Raw genomic sequence first — 19,813 nt, 5'->3', positions numbered from 1 at the left:
TGCCCCGCCCTGCGCCGGTGATCAAGAGCTTTGCGTCATCGCTTCCGGCGTGTCGTGACGCGAAGCTCTTGATCACCGAAGGGGTGGAGACGCCACAGCGCCGGCCCTCCCGGATGGGAGAGCCGGCGCGTGCCGCGGCGGACGGGTCAGTTGTTCGGGTCGTCGGCGCTGATGTCGGCCAGGACCGACTGCGGTTCGCGCTCGACCGCGAGGTCACCCATCGACACCAGGCCGATCAGGCGCCCGTCGTCGATCACCGGAAGTCGGCGTACGGCGTACGTCCGCATCAGGTCCGCGGCGGCCACGGCATCGTCGTACTGACTCACCGTGATCACGTCACGAGTGGTGATCTGGCTCAACCGGGTCGAGCCCGGGTCCATGTTCTCCGCGACACCTCGGACCGTGATGTCCCGGTCCGTGACGATGCCGACCACACTGTCGCCGTCGGTCACCACCACATCGCCGATCGCACTGTCACGCATCTCCTGCGCGGCGGCGATGAGCGTGTCGTTGCCGTCCATCGTCACCAACCGGGTCGTCATGAACTCTCCGACCGTTGTCATGGTGCTCCCCTCTCGGTGTCGGCACGGCCCGTCTACCCGCCGCCAGGGAGGGGGTAACGCATACGGCCCCGGCCTATCGACGCGGGTGCCACAGGCGTCGCAGTTCGTAGAGGCCGCTGCTGGTCAGGCTGTAGAACGCCGGCAGCAACAGGAAGATCACCAGCGCGAACAGCGGACCGGTGAGGAATCCGACCAGGATCGCCAGCGCGTAGCCCAGGAGGCCGATCGCGGCCCGGGCCCGTTCCGCCGGGAAGAACCGAAGCGGCACCGTCTGATCCAGCAGATCGTGATGCCGGGCGAGGTAGTGGTACAGCCCCAGCCAGCTCACCGAGACCAGCATGCCGACCAGACCGTAGACGACCACGCCGGTCCGCTGGTCCGCCTGGTCGCCGTCCCGCATGGCCTGCGAGACGACCGAGGTGGCGAACGGCAGCAGCGCGGTGCTGAACAGCACCCCGAGGTTGTACCACTGGAGGGCCTTTCCGCTGTTCTCCACCCGGTTGAAGGCGGCTCGGTGGTTCAGCCAGCCCACCGCCACGTACACGTACGACGTGACATAGGCGAGGTACGCCGGCCACTGCTCGACCAGCGCGTGCAGAAGCTGACCGCGGCCGACCCGAGGCGGCTGGAGGTCGAGCACCAGCAGCGTGATGACGATGGCGAAGACCCCGTCGCTGAACGACAGCAGCCGGGAGGTTTCCCGCCGCAGGGTCGGGCCCGCGGGGCCGGTCTCGTCGCTTCTCGTGCCGGCGCCCATCGCCCACCCCCTCCCCGACGTCCCGCGACGGCAAAGCAGGGCGGTATACCCGGCGACGGGCGGCACACCCACCTACCGGCGGCGCGCGCCGGCTCCGCTGCCTACCGTGGGCGGATGATGACGGGCGAGGAGGAGCTGCGGGAACTGGTTTCCGGCAGCGATTGGCTGACCCGGGCGCTGACAGTGGTGCGTGATTCCGGGCTGCCGGACGCCTGGATCGGCGCGGGCGCCCTGCGCGACCTGGTGTGGGGCGAGCGGTACGGCGACGGGTTCGACCCGGCGCGGGTCCGCGACGTGGACGTGGTCTTCTTCGACCCGGCGAGGCTGACCCGCGCCGACGACGACCGGGCCACCGCCCGGCTGGCGGGGATGTGGCCGCAGCCGCCGTGGCAGGCGCGCAACCAGGCGGCGGTGCACACCTGGTACGCGGCCAAGTTCGGCGGCGACCCGATCGAGCCGTACCGAAGCGTGGCCGAGGCGGTCGCCACCTGGCCGGAGTACGCGACAGCGGTGGCCGTCCGACTGGACCCGGCCGGCCGGCTCAAGGTCTGCGCCCCGTACGGCCTGACGGACCTGCTGGCCGGGGTGTGGCGGCACAACCCGGCCCGGGTGGACGTGGCCCGGTCGCGGCAGCGGTTGGCACGGCACCGGCCGGCGCAGCGTTGGCCCGGCGTGACAGTGATCGAGCCGGGCTGATCGGCTGTGGGCGGGTCAGCCTCGGGGCGGCATCCCGTAGAGCCGCTCGACGTGCAGGCGTAGCACGATCCGCCCCTCGTCGACCATGGCCTGGCGGTACTCGTCCCAGTCGGGGTGTTCGCCGCTCAGCCCCCGGTAGAGCGCCACCAACTCCTCGACAGTCTCGTCGCCGAGTTGGGTGGCCGGCGGGGTCAGTTCGGCGCGACCCTCGACCACCGCGTACGCCCAGCCGTCCTCGCTGCTGACGTGGAAGCTGGCACGCGGGTCGCGGCGCAGGTTGGCGGTCTTGGCCCGGCCGTCGGTGACCGAGACCCGGATCAGGCCCGCGTTTCGGTCGAAGGAGTAGAGCACCGTGGACAGCTGCGGACGCCCGTCCCGCTTGATGGTGGCGAGCACGCCCATCGAGCGGCCGGCCACCAGATCGGTCAACGCCTGCTGGGTGCGGTCATCCGGCATGGTGTCCTCCAGGTTGGACGATCGTCTCCGACCCATCCAAGCACGACCTTCCGGCCGCCGCGGGCGACCACCCGGAACGGCAGGCGACCACCCGGATCGGCACCGAGCCCTCGCCGACGGACGGCGAGGGCTCGGTGAGAATTCGACAGTGCCGGTCAGCGGCGCTCGGCGGCGACCAACTCGGCGAGTTGCACCGCGTTGAGCGCGGCGCCCTTGCGCAGGTTGTCGTTGGAGCAGAACAGCGCCAGCCCGTACTCGACGGTCTCGTCGGCGCGGATTCGACCCACGTAGGTCGGGTCCTGGCCGGCGGCCTGCAACGGCGTCGGGACGTCGGTCAGTGCGACCCCGGGCGCGTCGGCCAGCAGTTCGTGGGCGCGCTGCGGGGTGAGCGGCCGGGCGAACCGGGCGTTGATCTGGAGCGAGTGCCCGGTGAAGACCGGCACCCGGACACAGGTGCCGGAGACCTTCAAGTCGGGGATCTCCAGGATCTTGCGGCTCTCGTTGCGGAGCTTCTGCTCCTCGTCGGTCTCGAACGAGCCGTCGTCGACGATTGAACCGGCCAGCGGGAGGACGTTGAAGGCGATCGGCTGGGTGAACGAGCGGGGCGCGGGGAACTCCACGGCCGACCCGTCGAAGGCCAGCCCGGCGGCGTGCTCGGCCACCTTGCGGACCTGCTCGTCCAGCTCGGCGACGCCGGCCAGCCCGGCGCCGGAAACCGCCTGGTAGGTGGATACGACCAGGCCGACCAGGCCGGCTTCGGCGTGCAGCGGACGCAGCACCGGCATCGCGGCCATCGTGGTGCAGTTGGGGTTGGCGATGATGCCCTTGGGCCGGTCCAGGGCGGCGTGCGGGTTGACCTCGGCGACCACCAGCGGCACCTGCGGGTCCATCCGGAACGCCGACGAGTTGTCGATCACCACGGCGCCGGCCTCGGCGACCCGTGGCGCCAACTCCCGGGCCGTGCCCTTACCGGCCGAGAAGAGCACGATGTCCAGCTCGGAATAGTCCGCGGTCGCGGCGTCCTCGACTGTCACCTCACCGTCGCGCCACGGCAGCGTACGCCCGGCGGACCGCGCCGAGGCGAACAACCGCACCTGCTCCGCTGGGAACTCCCGCTCCGCCAGCACCTGCCGCATCACGCCACCGACCTGGCCGGTGGCCCCCACAATGCCGATCCTCATGCCCGCGAGGCTACCGACCCCACCCCGGAAACCGGGACCCCTTTCCCACCCCCCGGGTCCCACCTCACACTGCACCCCCCGACCCCGACTCCCCCGACCCCCCTCCCGTCGATCATGAAGTTATTGCCGGGACACGCCGTGGCGAGTGACAACAACTTCATGATCAACGGCGCGGGTTAGGGGAGGAGATCTCCCAGGGCGGTGGCCTCCAGGTCGTCGCGGATCACTGCGGCGTCGCCCTCGATGACCAGGGTCAGGGCTTCCGGGTGCAGGTGGGTGGCTGCCGCCGCGGAGACCTGGTCCACGTCGGCGGAGAGCAGCGACTCGCGCAACCGCGCGTGGTAGTCGTCCGGCAGGTCGTGCACCACCAGGGTGGTCAGCGCGGAGGCGATCGCCCGAGGGCTCTGCAACTCGACCGAGAGCTGCCCGGCCCGCCAGGAGCGGGCCACCTCCAGCTCCTCCTCGGTCACCCCGGTGGCCTGGGTACGGGTGATCTCGCCCACCGCCTCGACCAGGGCCGGCGCGGTGACCGCCGTCTGCACGCCGGAACTGACCGCGAAACGACCGAACCGCCGCGACGCGGCGAAATCGCCCCGGATGCCGTAGGTGTAGCCGTGCACCTCCCGCAGCAGGTGGTTGAGTCGGGAGGTGAACGCCCCGCCGAGCACCGTGCCGGCGAGCGTCATCGGCACGTAATCGGGGTGCGCCCGGTGTGGCGACGGGTGGCCCAGCCTCAGCGTGGACTGCACCGAACCGGGCCGGTCCACCAGGATGATCCGGCGACCGCTGTGCAGCGGCACCTCGATGGGGCCACCCCGCTCGGCGGGGCCACCACCGGTGCCGGCGAACGCCGCGGCGGCCAGCGCGTCCAGGTCGATCCGGTCCAGGTCACCGGCGACGATCAGGGTGCCGGGGCGCAGGAACCACTCCGAGTGGAAGACCGTCACGTCCTCCACGTCCAACCCGGCGACCGACTCCGGGTCGCCGTGCATCGGCCGTCCCCAGCGGTTCTGCGCGCCGAACAGGTCGGCGCGCAACGCGGCGTCGGCCCGCGGGCCGGGGTTGGCCCAGTCCATCCGGAGCGCGGTCGCCTCGTCGTCGCGGACCCGGCGTACGTCGGCGGGGTCGAGCCTGGGCGTCCGGACCGCCTCGGCGAGCAGTTCCACGGCCGCGCTCAGCCGGTCCACCGGGATCACCACGCTGGCCTGGAACGAGTCCCAGTCCAGACCGGTCGACAGAGCGGTGCCGAGCCCTTCGACGGCGAGCGCGTACGCGGCGGCGTCCCGCTGCGCGGTCCCCTCCTCCAACGCCTTGGCCAGCACGCCGGACAGACCCTCCTTGCCGACCGGCTCCTGGCCCGCGCCCACGTCGAGCAGCAGCAGGGCCACGGCGAGGTTCTGCCCCGGCAGGTGCGCGGCGACGACCTGACCACCGGCCGCGGCGCGGCGGACCACCGGCGGGAACCGGTACGGGCGGGCGGCACCCGGGCCGGGACGGTCGGCGATCAGCGTCATGAGGTCTCCTCGGGCAGGTAGGTCAGGGTCACCCGGTCGGTGGCGAGCACGTCGGCGGCTGCCTCGGCGATCTGCTCGGCGGTGACCGCGAGCAGGGCCGGCAACTGCTCGGCGATGCGGGCCGGGTCACCGAACTGCGTGGTGTACCGGCCGAGCAGGTCCGCGCGGCCGTCGACGGTGGACAGCTGACGCCACCACCCGGTGCTGAGCAACGCCTTGGCCCGATCCAGCTCGACGGCGGTGACCGGCACGGTGGCCAGCTCGTCGACGACCTCGGCCAGCCCCTCGGCCAACCGCTCGGCGCTCACGCCGGGGCGGGCGGTGGCGGTGGCGATCAGCGGTGCCGGGGCGTGGGCGAGGTCCACCCCGTACGCCCCGACCAGGTCCGGTTGCGCGATCCGCTCACCGTCGGCGAGGCGCTGGTAGAGCCGGCTGCCCCGGCCGCTGCCCAGGATGGTGGCGAGCACGGTGATCACGTTGTATCCCGGGCTGCCGAACGGGTAGCTGCGGTGGGCGATGTAGACCCGTGGCGCGGGCACGTCGGCGCTCACCGACTCGACGGCCGTCTGCCCGGTGGCGGGGACGCTGCGGCCGTCCGGTGCCGGCGGGATGTCGTCGCGGGCGGGCAGCGCGCCGAAGTACTTGTCGGCGAGCGCGAACACGTCGGAGGCGGTGGCGTCGCCGACGACGGTGAGCACCGCGTTGTTCGGCGCGTAGTAGGTCTGGTGGAACGCCTGGAAGGTGGCCAGGTCGGCGGCGTTCAGGTCGGCCATCGAGCCGATCGTCGCGTGGTGGTAGGGGTGCCCCGGCGGGTAGAGCAGCGGCAGCAACCGCAGCCAGGCGTCGCCGTACGGCACGTTCTCGTAGCGCTGCCGGCGCTCGTTCTTCACCACGTCCCGCTGGTTGTCCAGCGTCTCCTGCGTGAGGGCGGGGACCAGGCCACCCATCCGGTCGGCCTCCAACCAGAGCGCCAGCTCCAGGTGCTCGGCCGGGACCGTCTCGAAGTAGTTGGTCCGGTCCGGGTTGGTGGTGGCGTTGAGCGAGCCGCCGGAGCCCTGGATCAGCTTCATGTGCTCGGTCTTCGCCACGTTCACCGAGCCCTCGAACATCAGGTGCTCGAAGAGGTGGGCGAAACCGGTCTGCCCGGCCGGCTCGTGCCGGGAGCCGACGTCGTACCAGAGGTTGACGGCCACGGCGGGCGCGGTGCGATCCTCACTCACCACCACGCGCAGGCCGTTGTCCAGTCGGGACGTCTGAATGGGCCAGGGGTAACCGCTGTCGGGCATGCCCCGACGCTATCCGATCTCGGAGGCGGAAAGGTGACGTGCTGTCGGTCGGCGAGCCGACCCGGGCGGCATCGGAGCCGCCGCGTGGGGTACCGGAGAGCAATGACCGTCACCCCACCTCCGTCCCGGTCCACCGGCCGGGCCGCCACCGCCGTCGTACGCGCCAGCACCGCACTCGGCCGGCTGCGCCGCGGCCGGTTGCTGCATCCGGCCGGTCGCTCGTTCGTCGGCGAGACGGTGATCTGGGGTACGCCCGGACCGCCCACCGGGGTCGCTCTGCTGGACCACCCCGGCCGGTACCGGACCACCATCCGGCTCTCCAAGGGGACGCCCACGCCCGGCAGTTGGCCCGATGTCCTGGGTCTCGCGCTGCGCCTGCACCGCGACGGCGGCCGGCCGTTCGACCTGCTGGTCAGCTCCAGCGGCGCGGCCCCGGTGCTGCGGAACCTGCCGCTGCCCCGACGTCGCTTCACCGGCACGTACAGCACGATCACGTACTACCGCGCGGGTCGGCGCCGCCTCTGGCTGGCCGCCCTGGCCGACCCCGACTCGGCCGACCTCGGTCGCAGCCTGGCCACGGCGGCCGCCGCGACCCGGATGGACACCCCGCGCCTGGTGCTCGCGGTCGCGTCGGCGGTGGGGCCGTGGCGGCTGGTCGGGCAGGTCAGCCTCGGCGCCCAGCTCAGCGCCGCGGAGGACGCGGCGCTCGCGTTCGACCCGGTGCGCAACCTGCCACCCGAACTGCGGGTGGCAGGTCCGCTGGCCTGGCTGCGGGACCAGACCTACCGGGGGTCGCGCCGGGCCCGCGGAGCGACCGCTCAGTCCGGCGGTTCGACCGCCACCACTGTCTGATCCGAGGTACGACGCTCCAGCACCGTGTCCGGTGCGGCGTTCTGGTCCGCTTCGCGGATGTCCGAATCGGCGAGGATGGCCTCCGCCTGCGCCTCCGGGTCGTCGCTGCCCACCGCCTCCTCCTCGGGCAGGAGGTGGTGCGCGCGGGACTCCACCCGCTCCTGATCGCTCTGCTCGTGTGTCATGGCACCCCTGTTACCCCGACCGCGCCCCCGGCACGCGAACTCCGCTCCGCATCTTGGGACGACAGGACGGGTGACCGCGTCCGGTCGGGTACGCTGGCCCGGTGACGCGTTCCTATCGATGGTTTAGGCAGCCGGCTCGCACGCCGGTGACTTCACCATGAACTGACGTCACCACGGACCGAGCCGGCTGGGCAGGAGCTGTCGTTCCTGCCCTTTTGCGTACGAGCAGCCGGCTCGTCCCGGGCACCGGCCCCGGGCACGGTCGGCGGAAGGATGCCCACCGTGACGACCCCGGAGACCGATCGGGTCAGTGATCAGCGGATCGACCGTGTCGTGCCGCTGACCACGCCCGCCCTGCTGCACCACGAGTTACCCCTGGACGCTCCGCTCGCGTCGGCCGTGTTGACCGGCCGCCGCGCGGTCGGTCGCGTGCTGGACCGCGAGGACGACCGCCTGCTGGTGGTGGTCGGTCCCTGCTCGGTGCATGACCCGGCCGCCGCCCTGGACTACGCGCAGCGTCTTCGAACGGCAGCCGACCGGCTCGCCGACGACCTGCTGATCGTCATGCGGGTCTACTTCGAGAAGCCGCGCTCCACCGTCGGTTGGAAGGGCCTGATCAACGACCCCGGCCTGGACGGCAGCGGGGACGTCAACACCGGTCTGCGGCTGGCCCGGGCGCTGCTGCTCGACGTGCTCCGCCTCGGTCTGCCGGTGGGTTGCGAGTTCCTCGACCCGATCACCCCGCAGTACATCGCGGACACGGTGGCCTGGGGCGCGATCGGTGCCCGCACCGTGGAGAGCCAGGTGCACCGCCAGCTCGCCTCCGGCCTGTCCATGCCGATCGGCATGAAGAACCGCCCGGACGGCAGCATCGGCACGGCCGTGGACGCGATCCGCGCCGCCGGTGTGCCGCACGTCTTCCCCGGCATCGACTTCTCCGGAACTCCGGCGATCATGCACACCCGGGGCAACACCGACGGGCACCTGGTGTTGCGCGGTGGGGGCGGCCGACCGAACTACGACGCCGAGTCGGTCGCCGGGGCACTCGACCTGCTCCGCGCCGCCGACCTGCCGGAGCGGCTGGTGATCGACGCCAGTCACGCCAACAGCGGCAAGGACCACCGCAACCAGCCGCTGGTCGCCGCGGACGTGGCCGCCCAACTGGCCGCCGGCCAGCGGGGGATCACCGGCGTGATGCTGGAGTCGTTCCTGCTGCCCGGTCGGCAGGAGCTCGACCCGACCCGGGAGCTGGAGTACGGCCGGTCGGTCACCGACGCCTGCCTGGGCTGGGACGACACCGCCGAGGTGCTCGACCACCTCGCCTCGGCCGTGCGGGCCCGTCGGGCCACCCTGCCGACGACGGTGTGACCGCCGACACCACGACCTGCGGAACACGAGCGGGGGTCGGCTCGTTGACTGGGGTGTCGGTGTGTCCAGTGTCCCCGGGCCTCACCTAAATAGCCTTCGCGGAATACCGTCCGGCTGGAGCCGCGTAGTGCCACTCGCCGAGAGGCGACCTGCACACCGACACCAGCGCCGCCCCCGGCCCACAAGGCCGGGGGCGGCGCTGTCTGTATTCGGCGAACCCCACGGACCCGACCGAGAGTGCAGGCCGCCCGGGGTGACGTTTGACCGATTCCGCCCCGGGTAGCTGATCGACGTGACCGACGACGCATCCGTGGCCGACGAGCCGGACACCCAGGCCCTCGACGACCTGCTCGACGACATCTTCCGGGCGCAGGAGCGGGTCACCCAGGCGGAGATCTATCGCCGGGCGGTGGCCGCCGAGCTTCCACCGGACCTGCTCGCCCGCATCGACGCGCTTCCCGAGGGCGAGTACGCGGTGGACGAGGCCAGCGACCTGCTGGGCGGTTCCATCGGCTGAGCGACCTGGGCGGCACCATCGCGTGAATGACCGCAGGAGGGACACCGACATGACGCACCACGAGGACCACGACGAGAAGGTGCCGGCGCTGGGTCAGCCCCCGAAGGGCAGGGACACCACTCCCGAGCCGGACTTCGCCAACGAGCACGACCGCACGGCGGTGGACCGGGACATCATCACCGGGGCGGACGAGGACGAACGGGAGCCGGAGTCGCCGCACGGTTGGTCCGGCATGCAACGTTGAGGCGTACGCGAAAGGGGGGCCGGTGTCTACCGGCCCCCCTTTCGCGTCCTGCTCGTCAGTCGTCGTCCTGGTGCCCACCCTCGGCGGCCTGCTGCGCCGTCGCGTACGCCATCTGGAGGAAGTCGGACGCGGCGACCGCCGTCAGCGCGGTGGCCACCAGGCGGGTGAGCCGGGGCGCGAGCACCAGGCCACCGGTCAGCCCGGTGGCCACCCAGACCGCCAGGCAGAACGGGCAGCTCAGCAGCTCGCCGATGGCGTGCCGGGTGGGGCTGCCCGAGTCGCGGACCTGCTCCATCACCTCGCCGCTGCCGATCGGATGGTCGTATCGGGTGAACGGCGCCCGCAACGGGCTGGTCACCGCGTCCTTGGACAGCAACCGGCTCAGCTTGTGCGTGGCGATGGAGAGCAGCACCACGTCGGACGGCGCGGGACGCTCCGGCACCGGTCGGCCGGTCGCCTTGACCAGGCCGGCGAGAGCTCCGGTCACCCCGGCGTAGGCGCCCATCGCCACCAGGTAGCCACCGAGCGGCCGGTGCTCGTGCGGCGCGTACGCCCGGCGCAGCCGGGCCGCCTTCTGTCGCAGGCCAGTGTCGCTCACCCGATCTCCTCACGTGTCGTGGTGGTGCGGGAACGGCGTCCCGCGCGGCCGGCTCAGCCGGCCTGGAGGTTGTCGGCGACCTCGCGTACCAGGTTGGTGAGCGCTTCGTCGGCCAGCTCGTCCGGACCGGGCCCGCCGGACCCGTCGGCCAGGTCGAGCTGAATCCGGGCGCCACCGGAATCTGCCGGCTCCACCCGGATCTCGGCGGACCAGTCGTCGGTGTCGCCGTCGCCCCAGCGGGCGCGCAGCTCCTCACCGCTGATCTCCGCGGCGGGGCTGCCGTCGCCGCGCAGCGGCTCGGGCAGCCAGGCCGAGGCGCGGTCGGGGTCGGTGGCCGTGCTGAAGACCACCTCGGGTGGCGCGGACATGCCGCGCACGGCGCGCGCCGGCATCAGGCGTCCCGCAGACGGCTGGGATCGACCTCGCGACCCGGGTGCCGGGCCAGGTACTCGGTCTCCAGCTCCGCGGTGCGCCGCAGGTGGTTCGCGAGTGCGGAGTCTGCCGCGTGCCGCAGGGTGTCCAGGCGGGTTCGGTGCAGGCTGTGCATCTCGCGGATCAGGTCCTCGTCGGTCAGCTCCGTCGGGTCGATGCCGAGGTCGCCGTCGAGGCCGGGAGCACCGGCCGGGTCGGCGAGCTGATCGCCGCCCCACTCGGGCACCCGCTGCTCCGGGCTCATATCCGCACTGCCGTTGGACGCGAAGCCGTCCTCACGTACCGATCCGGTCATGATCGCCCCCCTTGATCTCGTTTGGGCTGGCGTCTAGACGATTGCCCAGGCGTGGTGATGCCAAACCAAGCCGGCGAGGCGACGACTACGACACGGTGTCGGAGACCGGTAGCGCCCCCGGTACCCTCAATGTCATGAGGCGGCTCTGGACCCCGGCGTGGATCGCACGCCACGTGGCCATGGTCGTGCTGGTCGTGGGCTTCCTCGGGCTGGGCTGGTGGCAGATCAGCCGGGCCACCGCCGGCAACAGCCTGAGCTGGGGGTATGCGGTCGAGTGGCCGATCTTCGCCGGCTTCGTGGTCTACGTCTGGTGGCGTGAGGTGAAGCTGGCCCGCCGCAAGGCGGCGGAGGCCGACGCGCCGCCTGCGGATCCGGCCGTCGAGCCGGCGCCGGCGGTCACCGCCGGGTCCCGACCGGCGGTACGCCGACCGGTACGGGTGTCCCGGATGCCGGCCACTGGCGATGTCGTCGAGGACACCGACCTGGCCGCCTACAACCACTACCTGTCATGGTTGAACGCCAATCCGGGCGCCCGGCCCGGTGACTATCCCGGCTGAGCCGGGCTCGGAAGGACGGACGAAGGTGGGCGCTGCCCTTACCCGGTACCGCGTGATCGCCTGGATCGTGGGCGTGGTGCTGATCCTGCTGGTCGTGATCGGCATGCCACTGAAGTACGCGTTCGACAACCCGGTCGTCGTGGAGACGATCGGGCCGGCGCACGGCTTCCTCTACATGATCTACCTGGTGGCCGCGTTCGACCTGAGCCGCCGAGCCGACTGGCCGCTGAAGCGGATGCTGCTGGTGATGCTGGCCGGCACGGTGCCGTTCGTCTCGTTCTACGCCGAGCGCCGGGTCAGCGCCTGGGTGGCCGCACCGCAGCAGGAACGGGCTCCGGAGCCGGTCGCCCGCTGAGCTTGCTGACCGGCCGGTGGGCCGACGCGGCTCCGGCCCACCGCCGCCGGGTCAACGGTTGGGCCGCCACGGGTCCGCTTCCGCGAGCGGGTCGACCCAACTGCCGTAGCGGTTGACCTCCCGGGCCCGCAGCAGCGACCGGGTGACCTGGCCGAACTGCCGTTCGTCGTCGGCGCTGAAGAGCAGCACCTCCGAGCCCTGGTACCACCCCCACAGTTCGTGCGGCGGTGGGCGCCAGCGATCGCCGACCAGTGCGAGAGCGGCCGGGAGCAGGAACACCGCGCCGAGGATCAGGTACGCCTCGGCGGTGAGGCGTTGCAGACCGCCGGTGAAGCCGAGGAGCACCCCGACACCGCTGAGCATGCTGGCGGTGATGACCACGGCCCGGACGGCGATCCGGTCGTGCGGACCCCGGGTGGTACGCAGATGGGTCAGGTCGGCGACCCGGTAACTGTTCCGACCGACCGTGAACCGGTCGACGGTCACGATGATGCCGGGCCGCGCGTACAGCAGGGTCGACCGGGCGCCCGGCACCGTTCGCGGCGGTCGCGTCTTTGCGCCTTCACGATTCACGGTTCCTCCCGAAGGGGACGGTTGGCCGAGTGGACCTGCTGGCGACAGTCATCGCTGCCTGTCGACGGGATTCCCGGCTCCGGACTTCATTGTGTTGCGGCACCGCCAGTCGACCTGGGCATTTACCGGGTCCCGACAGCTCGTCACGACCGGGTGACATCGCCGAGAAACAGCATCCATTTCAGGTTTTATCGGTTATGGCGGCTAGGAATCCGGCGGCATACGCCGGGAACGACGAAAGTCGTATATCAGTCAGTAGGCCGCTAAAAGGGCGATGTTCCCTCGTTCGCAGGTGTCATCAGCCACGATGGCGCCACCCAGCCCAGGGGTCCGAGCCGTAACTCTCCCAACTTTCGCCCCTGCTTCAACTGCGAGCGACATCCGTCCCGGGTTAGGTTGGGCGAGCCGGTCCGGCCCAGTGCCGTCCGCCCGGATGGCCCCGGCCGGTGTCGTCGAGGGCGTCAGCAGCCCCGGCGGCCGTGGGAGAGGGGCCTTCCGCTCTTGTCATCCCTGAGAAATCTGCTGCGCACCGTGGCGCTGGTCGGCATGTCGGCCGCGCTGATCGCCCCGACGGCGGTGGCCCAGGCCGAGCCGTCCCCCGCCGACCTGACCCGCCGGATCGAGACGTCCTCGGCCGAGTTGGAGCGGGTCGTCGAGTCGTACAACAAACTGCGTGAGGAGATCAAGACAAACGAGGCCGCCGTGGCCCGATTACAGACCCGCATCGGCCCGCTCGAACAGCAGGTCGAGCAGAGCCGGGCCGACGTGGCGGAGCTCGCCTCCACCGCGTACAAGAGTGGCGGCCTGCGCACCGCGGACGCCCTGCTGCGCCCGGGCGGCTCGGCCGCGCTGCTGGATCGGCTCGGCACGATCGAGCAGTTGACCCGCCAGCGGCAGGAGCGCGTCTCCGGTTTCACTGCCGACCAGCAGCGGCTGCTCGACGAGAAGGCCCGCCTGGGCGCGACCTTGACCCGGCAGGCCGCACAGGCGCGTCAGCTCGCCGCGGGTAAGAAGCAGATCGAGCAGGACCTGGCCAAGCTGTACGAGCTGCGCCGGCAGGCGTACGGGGCCGCCACCGAGCGACCCGAGCCCAAGGCGGCGACGACCGAGGCAAAGAACGTGCCGGCCGTGTCCGGCGCTGCCGGCACCGCGGTGCGTTACGCCTTCGGCGCGATCGGCAAGCCATACGTCTGGGCGGCCGACGGGCCGAACGGCTACGACTGTTCCGGCCTGACCTCGGCGGCCTGGCGGGCGGCCGGGAAATCCCTTCCGCACAACACCCGGATGCAGTGGAGCGCGGTCGCCCATATCGGGCGGGGCGAACTACGCCCCGGCGACCTGGTCTTCTACAGCGGGCTCGGGCACGTCGCCCTCTACGTGGGCGACGGTCAGGTGATCGACGCGCCCAGCGCCGGTCGGAACGTACTCAAGCGTGGCATGAACATGATGTCCATCCAGGGTTACGGCCGGGTCCGCTAACCACGATCGGAAACGGCGAAAGGCCGGCGTCCCCCTATCGGACGCCGGCCTTTCGCCGTCATTACTACCAGCTCAGGCTGCTTGCAGCCCCTCCGCCCGAGCCAGCTCGCGGAGCCGGCCGAGGGCCTGGATCTCCAGCTGCCGGATCCGCTCGCGGGACAGCGAGAACCGGGACGCGACCTCGGTGAGCGAGTGCTCCCGGCCGTCCTCCAGCCCGTAGCGGGCCCGCATGATGCCGGCGGACCTGTCGTCGAGGTGGTTGAGCAGCCCCTCGATGCGCTGCCGCTCCAGGCCGCTGAGGACGATGTCCTCCGGCGACGGCGCGTCACTGTCGGCGACCAGGTCACCGAGGTTCGTGTCGCCGTCGTCGCCCACCGGGGTGTCCAGCGAAACGGTGTCCTGTGACCAGCGGCGCAGCTCGTTCACCCGCTCGACGGTGACGCCGAGGGCGTTGGCGATCTGCTCCGGCTCCGGGTCGCTGCCCAGCTCGCGGGTCAGCTGCCGGGCCACGTTGCGCATCCGGTTGACGTCCTCCACCAGGTGCACCGGTAGACGGACGGTGCGCTCCTGCTGGGCGATCGCCCGGCTGATCGCCTGCCGAATCCACCAGGTGGCGTAGGTGGAGAACTTGTAGCCGCGCTCGTAGTCGAACTTCTCGACCGCCCGGACGAGGCCGGTGTTGCCCTCCTGGATCAGGTCCAGCATGGGCATCCCCGAGCGCACGTAGCGCCGGGCGATCGACACGACCAGTCGGAGGTTGGCGCGGATGAAGAGGTCCTTCGCCCGCTCCCCCTCGACGACCAGCCACTCCAGGTCGGCCCGGTCGACACCGGCGGGAACGGCTTCCTCACCGAGCAGGTGCTCGGCGTAGAGGCCGGCCTCGATCGCCTTGGAGAGATCGACCTCCTTGGCGGCGTCCAGCAGTGGCGTCCGGGAGATCTCGTGCAGGTAGACGCCGACCAGGTCGCGCTCCTCGGCAACCTCGTCGGTTCGCATGCCGATGTTCTTGTCCACGTTGCCCACGGTCCCCTCGCTCGCGCCGGTTGCCCGGTTCCTTGCCATTCCCCACACCTGTCAGCCCCTGGTAACTTCTGCTGTGCCGATCGGTGCTGACACCTACACAACAGATGAGACGTGTCGGGGATTCCTCGTCGTGAGTCGAAAGTGTCACGAATGCCTGAGTAGTAGCTGAGAGCACGGTCCATGTTTGCTGTCAGCACCCCATCGGGGGTGGCTCGCCACTGGGCACCACGTACGGGTTACCGCACCATGGCAACACCGCCCGCCGTGGGGGCACAGCGACCCGGGTCACCACCGCGATGCGATCCTGGTCACTGCCAGATACGCACCCGTGGACCGGTTGGTTCATTCACGGGGGTGTTATTACCCCCCGGCCAGATGAACAATCCGAGGGTCTGTTCGCTTCCCGGCCGGGGTGGCGCTAGGAGGCGAGCAGGGCGAGGGCGCCGCGCACCTGGTCGGCCGAGCGGGCCAGCGCGGCCCGGGCGGCGTCGATCTCGGCACCCGAGACGAGGGCGACGAGCGCCGTCTTCAGGTCACCGTCGGCCTCGGTGAGGGCCTGCCGGGAGAGTTCCTCCGAGCAACCGGTGGCCTCGACCAGAATCGAGATCATTCGTCCGCGGAGTTTCGCGTTGGTGGCCACCATATCGATCATGAGGTTCGAGTAGACCCGCCCCAGGCGCACCATGACGGCGGTCGAGAACGTGTTGAGCACCAACTTCTGCGCTGTGCCCGCCTTCATCCGGGTCGACCCCGTGACCACCTCGGGTCCGGTGTCCACCCCGATGAACACGTCGACCGACCGGGCGGCCTCCGCCTCCGGATTGGCGCAGAGCAGCACCGTCGAGGCGCCCTTGGCGCGGGCCGAGGCAAGCGCCCCGAGGACGTACGGGGTGCGTCCGCTGGCCGCCAGACCAACCACCAGGTCCCCGGCCCGTACACAACTGGCCGCTTCGACCGCGCCGCCCCGGTCGTCGTCCTCGGCGTCCTCGACGGCCCGCCACATGGCGTCCGGGCCTCCCGCGAGGTGCGCGCAGAACCAGTGTCGGGGCGAGTTGAAGGTGGGGGCCAGTTCGGCCGCGTCGAGCACACCCAGTCGGCCGGAGGTGCCGGCCCCGAAGTAGTGCACCCGGTGGCCGCCGCGAAGCGCCGCGACCGCCAGGTCGACGGTGGTGGCGATCTCGTCGAGCACCGCGGCGACCGCCGCGGGCACCCGCCGGTCCGCCTCGTTGATCACGGTGAGCACGTCCCGGGTCGACATCAGGTCCAGGTCGACGCTGAGCGGGTTACGCCGTTCGGTGGGGGCACCCACCCGGACCGTGGGGCGAGCGGGTCGTGCCGGCATCTCCGCACCGGCCGTCATGCCCGCCTCCGGTTGGCACCCACCCGGTGCGACTGGACCGCCTCAGCGGTCGCCTCCAGGGCCTTGCGGGCCCGGGCCCGGTTGCGGGCGGCCACCCCGACGAAAAGGCAGTCGACCACGGTGAGCTGGGCCAGCCGGCTGGCCGTCGCGCCGGAGCGGTAGGTGGTCTCCCGGGCCGCCGTGGTCAACACGAAGTCCGCCACGTCGGTGATCGGCGAGCGCGGGAAGTTGGTCAGCGCCACTGTCGCGGCACCGCGGGTACGGGCCTGCTCCAGCACCTCGATCACGTCGGAGGTGGTGCCGGTGTGCGAGATGCCGATTGCCACGTCTCCCCGGCCCAGGAGAGCGGCCGAGGTCAGCGCGGTGTGCACGTCCGGGAAGTAGAAGGCGATCCGGCCGATGCGGTGCAGCTTCTGCTGGAAGTCCGAGGCGACGAACCCACTGGCGCCGGCACCGTAGATGTCGATCCGACCGGCACCGCTGATCGCCTCGACCACCTGCTCGCAGACGGCGGGGTCGAGTTGCTCGGCGGTCTCCTCGACGGCGCGGGCGTCGTTGAACGCGATGGTGGCGATGATCTGGGCGAGGTCGGCGCCGGGCGGGATGTCACCGCCGACCACTCGGGCGTCCGGTGGCTCGATCCGGCGGGCGGCCTCGGCGGCGAGGCGGATGCGCAGTTGGGGGTAACCGTCCATGCCGACCGAACGGCAGAACCGAATGACGGTTGCCTCGGATGTCTCGGCTGCGGTGGCGAGGTCGGTGATTGTCCGACGGGCGGCGGCCGCCGGGTCGGAGACCACCAACCGGGCGACCCGCTGCTCGGCGGGCGACAGCGATGGCAACAGCCCACTGATGTGGACGATCAGCCCACCGGGCTCGTGACTCGCAGAAATCTTCGCACTCTTCGCCACGGATGAAACTTACTTTCACCAGGCGTGAGCGTCAACTATGACTGTCCGAGGTGGGGGAAACTTCGATCGCCGGGATCACCGGTCCCGCACAGCCTGCCACTTCCCCAGGATCGCCGCCTCATCCGCCGGGTCGAGTCCACCCTGCCGGACGGCCGCCGGGTGCGCGGTCATCCAGGACGCTGTCGCCCGAACGGTATCGGCCAGCGGACGGACCGTCAGACCGGCGTCCAGGGCCGGCCGGACGTCCCGGTCCATCAGGCCGGCGGTCTCCGGCAGCCGCACCCAGAGTGGCAGCGCCCGCTCCCCCGACCACTCGCGTACGTCGTTGGACAGCAGGAACTCCTGGTCGACCCAGGTGAAGGCCGGCTCGGCGATGCCCAGCCCGGCGGCCACCCCGGCCAACAGCTCGGCCCGGGACATCGCCGGACCGCTGCCGTCGTACGTGCCGCCGAGGCGGGTGCCGGCGGCGTGCAACAGCCAACCGGCCAGATCGGCGACGTCCACGAACTGCACCCGATCGGTCGGGTGCCCGGGGGCCAGCACCTCGCCACCGGCCGACAGCCGCCGCACCCAGTACGGGAAACGATCGCTCGGATCCTCGGCCCCGACGATCAGCCCCGCCCGGCAGATGAACGAACGGTCCACGCCCATCCGCTCCCGGACCAGCTCCTCGATGCTCACCTTGCACTCGCCGTACCAGCGGTGGTCCGGGCCGACCGGACCGTCCACGTCCGGCGGGGCCGGCGCCAGGATCGGCGCGTCCGCAGCGGTCTGGCCCGGGGTGGTGTGGTCCGCGTACACCGAGATCGTCGACACGAGCGACCAGTGGCCGACGTGGTCGGCGAGCGCGGACAGCGCATGCCGGGCGTGGCTGATCTGGCGGGTCACGTCGACCACGGCGTCGAAGCCCGCGGCGGCGAGCGGGACGAGCGACTCGGGATCATCGCGGTCGGCCGCCACGAACTGCACCCCGGCCGGCACCGCCCCGGACACGCCCCGGGCCGCGCAGGTCACCTCGTGCCCCTGTTCGACGGCGAGCCGTGCCGTCGCCCGACCGAGGAACCGGGTGCCACCGAGAATGAGGATCCGCATCCGCCGATCCTGCGCCCCCAAGGTCCGAACATCCCAACCAATCTGCCCACGGCAGACCGCGATCATGAAGTTGTTGCCAGCCAGCTCGGCGTGTCACGGCAACAACTTCATGATCGACGGAGGGGCTCGAAGGGGCGGGGCACTAGCGTGGGGCGTATGGGACAGGGCAGCGTATTGGTTACCGGGGGTTCCGGCGGGCTCGGCGGGGCGGTCGTGACCGCGTTCGTCGAGGCGGGCTGGCGGGTGGTCGTACCGGAGCGGAAAGCCCGGCCCGGGTCGGAGCCGGCGGCGGCCGGACTGGTCCGGGTGGTCGCGGACCTGGGCGAGCCGGCGGGTGCGGCGCAGGCGGTCGAGGCCGCGGCCGGCGAACCGGCGGCGCCACTGGGCGCGGTGGTAAACCTCGTCGGGGGGTACGCCAGCGGCGGGTTGGTGCACGAGACCCCGGTCGAGGAGTTCGAGCGGATGCTCACCGTCAACCTGCGGCCGACCTACCTGGTCACCCAGGCCGCGCTCCCGCACCTGGTGGCGTCCGGCGGCGGCGCGGTGGTCTGCGTCTCGGCCCGCGCGGCGGTCACCCCGTTCCGCGGCGCGGCCGGCTACTCGACGGCCAAGGCGGCAGTTCTGGCCTTCGCCAACGCGGTCGCGGTGGAGTACCGGTCGCAGAACGTGCGCTGCAACACCGTGCTGCCCAGCGTCATCGACACCCCGGCGAACCGGGCGGCCCAGCCCGACGCCGACCATTCCCGCTGGGTTACCCCGGCCGAGATCGCGCCGGTGATCCGGTTCCTCGCATCGGCCGATTCCGCCCCGACCAGTGGCGCCACAGTGCCGGTCTACGGGCGAGCCTGAACCACCACCGGGCCGACGTCCTCTCCGCCCGAGGCGGACGACGGTAGCCAGGTCTCCAGGTGCGCCTGAATCTGCTCGGTCACCTCCTCGGCCGGGCGGCCCGCGTCCACCAGCACGAAGCTGGGGTACTCGGGCAGTGCCCGGTAGGCGGTGTCGGCGGCCGTCAGCCACCCCATCGTCTCGTGGTCGGTGCCGCGTTCCTCGATGCGCCGGTACGCCTCTGCCGGGTCGACGGCGAGCAGGAAGGTCACCTGCGGCGTCGGGAACAGCCGGTAGCCGGCCCGGGCGAGCCGCTCCCAGCGCTGCCCGCCGTGCGCCCGGATGCTCGCGTACTGGCAGGCCGAGTAGCGGTCCATCACTGCCGTCCGGCCGGTGAGCAGACAGCTGAGCAGGGCGATGGCGATGGCCAGCCAGCGCAGCACCGACTCCACGGCCAGCACGCCGTCACGACCGACGAGCCGTTGGGCGTCCGGCCGGCCGAGGCGTTGGGCGAGCCGGCCGAGCCAGCGGCGGCCACTGGCGTTGCGGCGATAGGTGGCGGGGCGTCCGGCGGCGGTCAGCGCGTCGGCCAGCCGGTGTGCCTGCGTGGTCTTGCCCGAACCGTCGATCCCGATCAGGGCGACGGTGCGCAATCGGGCCTTGCGTCGTCGCATCCCCGATGATCTGGCCA

Annotated in this window: 25 protein-coding genes; 9 read left to right on the top strand and 16 right to left on the bottom strand. The window is 71.6% G+C overall.

All coding sequences use genetic code 11. The annotated features are described in order from the left end of the window. Positions 1-146: 146 nt before the first annotated feature. On the bottom strand, positions 147-563 hold the full coding sequence (locus tag FB453_RS10835) for a CBS domain-containing protein (RefSeq protein ID WP_091405600.1): 417 nt from the start codon (positions 561-563) through the stop codon (positions 147-149). A gap of 73 nt (positions 564-636) precedes the next feature. Beyond that, positions 637-1,320, bottom strand: a complete 684-nt coding sequence (locus tag FB453_RS10830; protein ID WP_145789547.1) for a TMEM175 family protein — start codon at positions 1,318-1,320, stop codon at positions 637-639. Positions 1,321-1,434: 114 nt separating this feature from the next. Between FB453_RS10830 and FB453_RS10825 the strand changes: the two genes are divergently transcribed. Then, positions 1,435-2,016, top strand: coding sequence for a nucleotidyltransferase family protein (locus FB453_RS10825; protein ID WP_145789544.1), 582 nt, complete (start codon positions 1,435-1,437; stop codon positions 2,014-2,016). Positions 2,017-2,031: 15 nt separating this feature from the next. Here FB453_RS10825 and FB453_RS10820 read toward each other — a convergent pair whose 3' ends face one another. From FB453_RS10820 to FB453_RS10805, 4 genes are all read right to left on the bottom strand, one after another. Then, a complete protein-coding gene (locus FB453_RS10820; protein WP_145789687.1) occupies positions 2,032-2,472 on the bottom strand; it encodes a PPOX class F420-dependent oxidoreductase in 441 nt (146 codons plus the stop codon). A gap of 155 nt (positions 2,473-2,627) precedes the next feature. Beyond that, entirely contained in the window at positions 2,628-3,653 is a 1,026-nt protein-coding gene (locus tag FB453_RS10815; RefSeq protein ID WP_112726432.1) for an aspartate-semialdehyde dehydrogenase, read from the bottom strand. Positions 3,654-3,829: 176 nt separating this feature from the next. Next, positions 3,830-5,167, bottom strand: a complete 1,338-nt coding sequence (locus tag FB453_RS10810) for a M16 family metallopeptidase (protein ID WP_112584094.1) — start codon at positions 5,165-5,167, stop codon at positions 3,830-3,832. Then, complete coding sequence (locus tag FB453_RS10805) at positions 5,164-6,453, bottom strand: M16 family metallopeptidase (protein ID WP_145789542.1); 1,290 nt, start codon at positions 6,451-6,453, stop codon at positions 5,164-5,166. Before FB453_RS10805 ends, FB453_RS10810 begins: the two co-directional genes overlap by 4 nt. Before the next feature lie 102 nt (positions 6,454-6,555). Here FB453_RS10805 and FB453_RS10800 point away from each other — a divergent pair, with 102 nt between their 5' ends. Further along, positions 6,556-7,305, top strand: a complete 750-nt coding sequence (locus FB453_RS10800; RefSeq protein ID WP_145789539.1) for a phosphodiesterase — start codon at positions 6,556-6,558, stop codon at positions 7,303-7,305. On the opposite strand, the gene FB453_RS10795 is transcribed toward FB453_RS10800, so the two are convergent. Next, positions 7,272-7,490 (bottom strand): hypothetical protein, encoded by a 219-nt coding sequence (locus FB453_RS10795; protein WP_091405628.1) that lies wholly within the window; start codon positions 7,488-7,490, stop codon positions 7,272-7,274. The genes FB453_RS10800 and FB453_RS10795 overlap by 34 nt on opposite strands. 273 nt (positions 7,491-7,763) lie before the next feature. Between FB453_RS10795 and FB453_RS10790 the strand changes: the two genes are divergently transcribed. The 3 genes from FB453_RS10790 (at position 7,764) to FB453_RS10780 (ending at position 9,619) form a co-directional block, all read left to right on the top strand. Then, positions 7,764-8,858: a 3-deoxy-7-phosphoheptulonate synthase gene (locus tag FB453_RS10790; RefSeq protein WP_091405633.1), complete on the top strand. Its 1,095-nt coding sequence runs from the start codon at positions 7,764-7,766 to the stop codon at positions 8,856-8,858. Between the two features lie 283 nt (positions 8,859-9,141). Continuing rightward, positions 9,142-9,375: a hypothetical protein gene (locus FB453_RS10785; protein ID WP_238410902.1), complete on the top strand. Its 234-nt coding sequence runs from the start codon at positions 9,142-9,144 to the stop codon at positions 9,373-9,375. Positions 9,376-9,424: 49 nt separating this feature from the next. Next, complete coding sequence (locus FB453_RS10780) at positions 9,425-9,619, top strand: hypothetical protein (RefSeq protein WP_091405645.1); 195 nt, start codon at positions 9,425-9,427, stop codon at positions 9,617-9,619. Positions 9,620-9,674: 55 nt separating this feature from the next. Here the strand turns inward: FB453_RS10780 and FB453_RS10775 are convergent, their stop codons facing one another. From FB453_RS10775 to FB453_RS10765, 3 genes are read right to left on the bottom strand one after another with little or no spacing between them, the layout of a single operon-like run. After that, positions 9,675-10,217 carry a DUF1360 domain-containing protein gene (locus FB453_RS10775; RefSeq protein ID WP_112584089.1) on the bottom strand — a complete coding sequence of 181 codons (543 nt, stop codon included), beginning with the start codon at positions 10,215-10,217 and terminating at the stop codon, positions 9,675-9,677. Between the two features lie 53 nt (positions 10,218-10,270). Further along, positions 10,271-10,609 carry an SRPBCC family protein gene (locus FB453_RS10770; RefSeq protein WP_145789537.1) on the bottom strand — a complete coding sequence of 113 codons (339 nt, stop codon included), beginning with the start codon at positions 10,607-10,609 and terminating at the stop codon, positions 10,271-10,273. After that, a complete protein-coding gene (locus FB453_RS10765) occupies positions 10,609-10,947 on the bottom strand; it encodes a DUF6158 family protein (RefSeq protein ID WP_373861061.1) in 339 nt (112 codons plus the stop codon). Before FB453_RS10765 ends, FB453_RS10770 begins: the two co-directional genes overlap by 1 nt. A 131-nt stretch (positions 10,948-11,078) precedes the next feature. Here FB453_RS10765 and FB453_RS10760 point away from each other — a divergent pair, with 131 nt between their 5' ends. Continuing rightward, a complete protein-coding gene (locus tag FB453_RS10760; protein ID WP_186718194.1) occupies positions 11,079-11,501 on the top strand; it encodes a hypothetical protein in 423 nt (140 codons plus the stop codon). A gap of 25 nt (positions 11,502-11,526) precedes the next feature. Beyond that, positions 11,527-11,856 carry a DUF3817 domain-containing protein gene (locus FB453_RS10755; protein ID WP_091405661.1) on the top strand — a complete coding sequence of 110 codons (330 nt, stop codon included), beginning with the start codon at positions 11,527-11,529 and terminating at the stop codon, positions 11,854-11,856. Positions 11,857-11,907: 51 nt separating this feature from the next. Here the strand turns inward: FB453_RS10755 and FB453_RS10750 are convergent, their stop codons facing one another. Beyond that, entirely contained in the window at positions 11,908-12,429 is a 522-nt protein-coding gene (locus tag FB453_RS10750; RefSeq protein WP_112584086.1) for a DUF6232 family protein, read from the bottom strand. 501 nt (positions 12,430-12,930) lie between these two features. On the opposite strand from FB453_RS10750, the gene FB453_RS10745 reads away from it, so the two are divergent. Beyond that, positions 12,931-13,908 (top strand): C40 family peptidase, encoded by a 978-nt coding sequence (locus FB453_RS10745; protein WP_145789530.1) that lies wholly within the window; start codon positions 12,931-12,933, stop codon positions 13,906-13,908. A gap of 72 nt (positions 13,909-13,980) precedes the next feature. Here FB453_RS10745 and FB453_RS10740 read toward each other — a convergent pair whose 3' ends face one another. From FB453_RS10740 to FB453_RS10725, 4 genes are all read right to left on the bottom strand, one after another. Beyond that, positions 13,981-14,970: a sigma-70 family RNA polymerase sigma factor gene (locus FB453_RS10740; protein ID WP_091405669.1), complete on the bottom strand. Its 990-nt coding sequence runs from the start codon at positions 14,968-14,970 to the stop codon at positions 13,981-13,983. Between the two features lie 379 nt (positions 14,971-15,349). After that, positions 15,350-16,291, bottom strand: coding sequence for an N-acetylmuramic acid 6-phosphate etherase (gene murQ, locus FB453_RS10735; RefSeq protein ID WP_145789528.1), 942 nt, complete (start codon positions 16,289-16,291; stop codon positions 15,350-15,352). Continuing rightward, the gene (locus FB453_RS10730; RefSeq protein WP_091405675.1) at positions 16,288-17,202 is read right to left on the bottom strand and encodes a MurR/RpiR family transcriptional regulator; all 915 of its coding nucleotides are present in this window, start codon (positions 17,200-17,202) and stop codon (positions 16,288-16,290) included. Before FB453_RS10730 ends, murQ begins: the two co-directional genes overlap by 4 nt. 75 nt (positions 17,203-17,277) lie before the next feature. Next, a complete protein-coding gene (locus tag FB453_RS10725) occupies positions 17,278-18,294 on the bottom strand; it encodes an NAD-dependent epimerase/dehydratase family protein (protein WP_145789526.1) in 1,017 nt (338 codons plus the stop codon). A 156-nt stretch (positions 18,295-18,450) separates the two neighbouring features. Between FB453_RS10725 and FB453_RS10720 the strand changes: the two genes are divergently transcribed. Beyond that, the gene (locus FB453_RS10720) at positions 18,451-19,143 is read left to right on the top strand and encodes an SDR family NAD(P)-dependent oxidoreductase (RefSeq protein WP_145789523.1); all 693 of its coding nucleotides are present in this window, start codon (positions 18,451-18,453) and stop codon (positions 19,141-19,143) included. Here FB453_RS10720 and FB453_RS10715 read toward each other — a convergent pair. Beyond that, positions 19,128-19,796, bottom strand: a complete 669-nt coding sequence (locus FB453_RS10715; RefSeq protein ID WP_112584081.1) for a dTMP kinase — start codon at positions 19,794-19,796, stop codon at positions 19,128-19,130. The two genes, FB453_RS10720 and FB453_RS10715, sit on opposite strands and share 16 nt — an antisense overlap. Positions 19,797-19,813 lie beyond the last annotated feature (17 nt).

Source organism: Micromonospora sp. CNZ322 (genome assembly GCF_007827755.1).
This window is presented reverse-complemented; position numbering and strand designations above follow the sequence as displayed.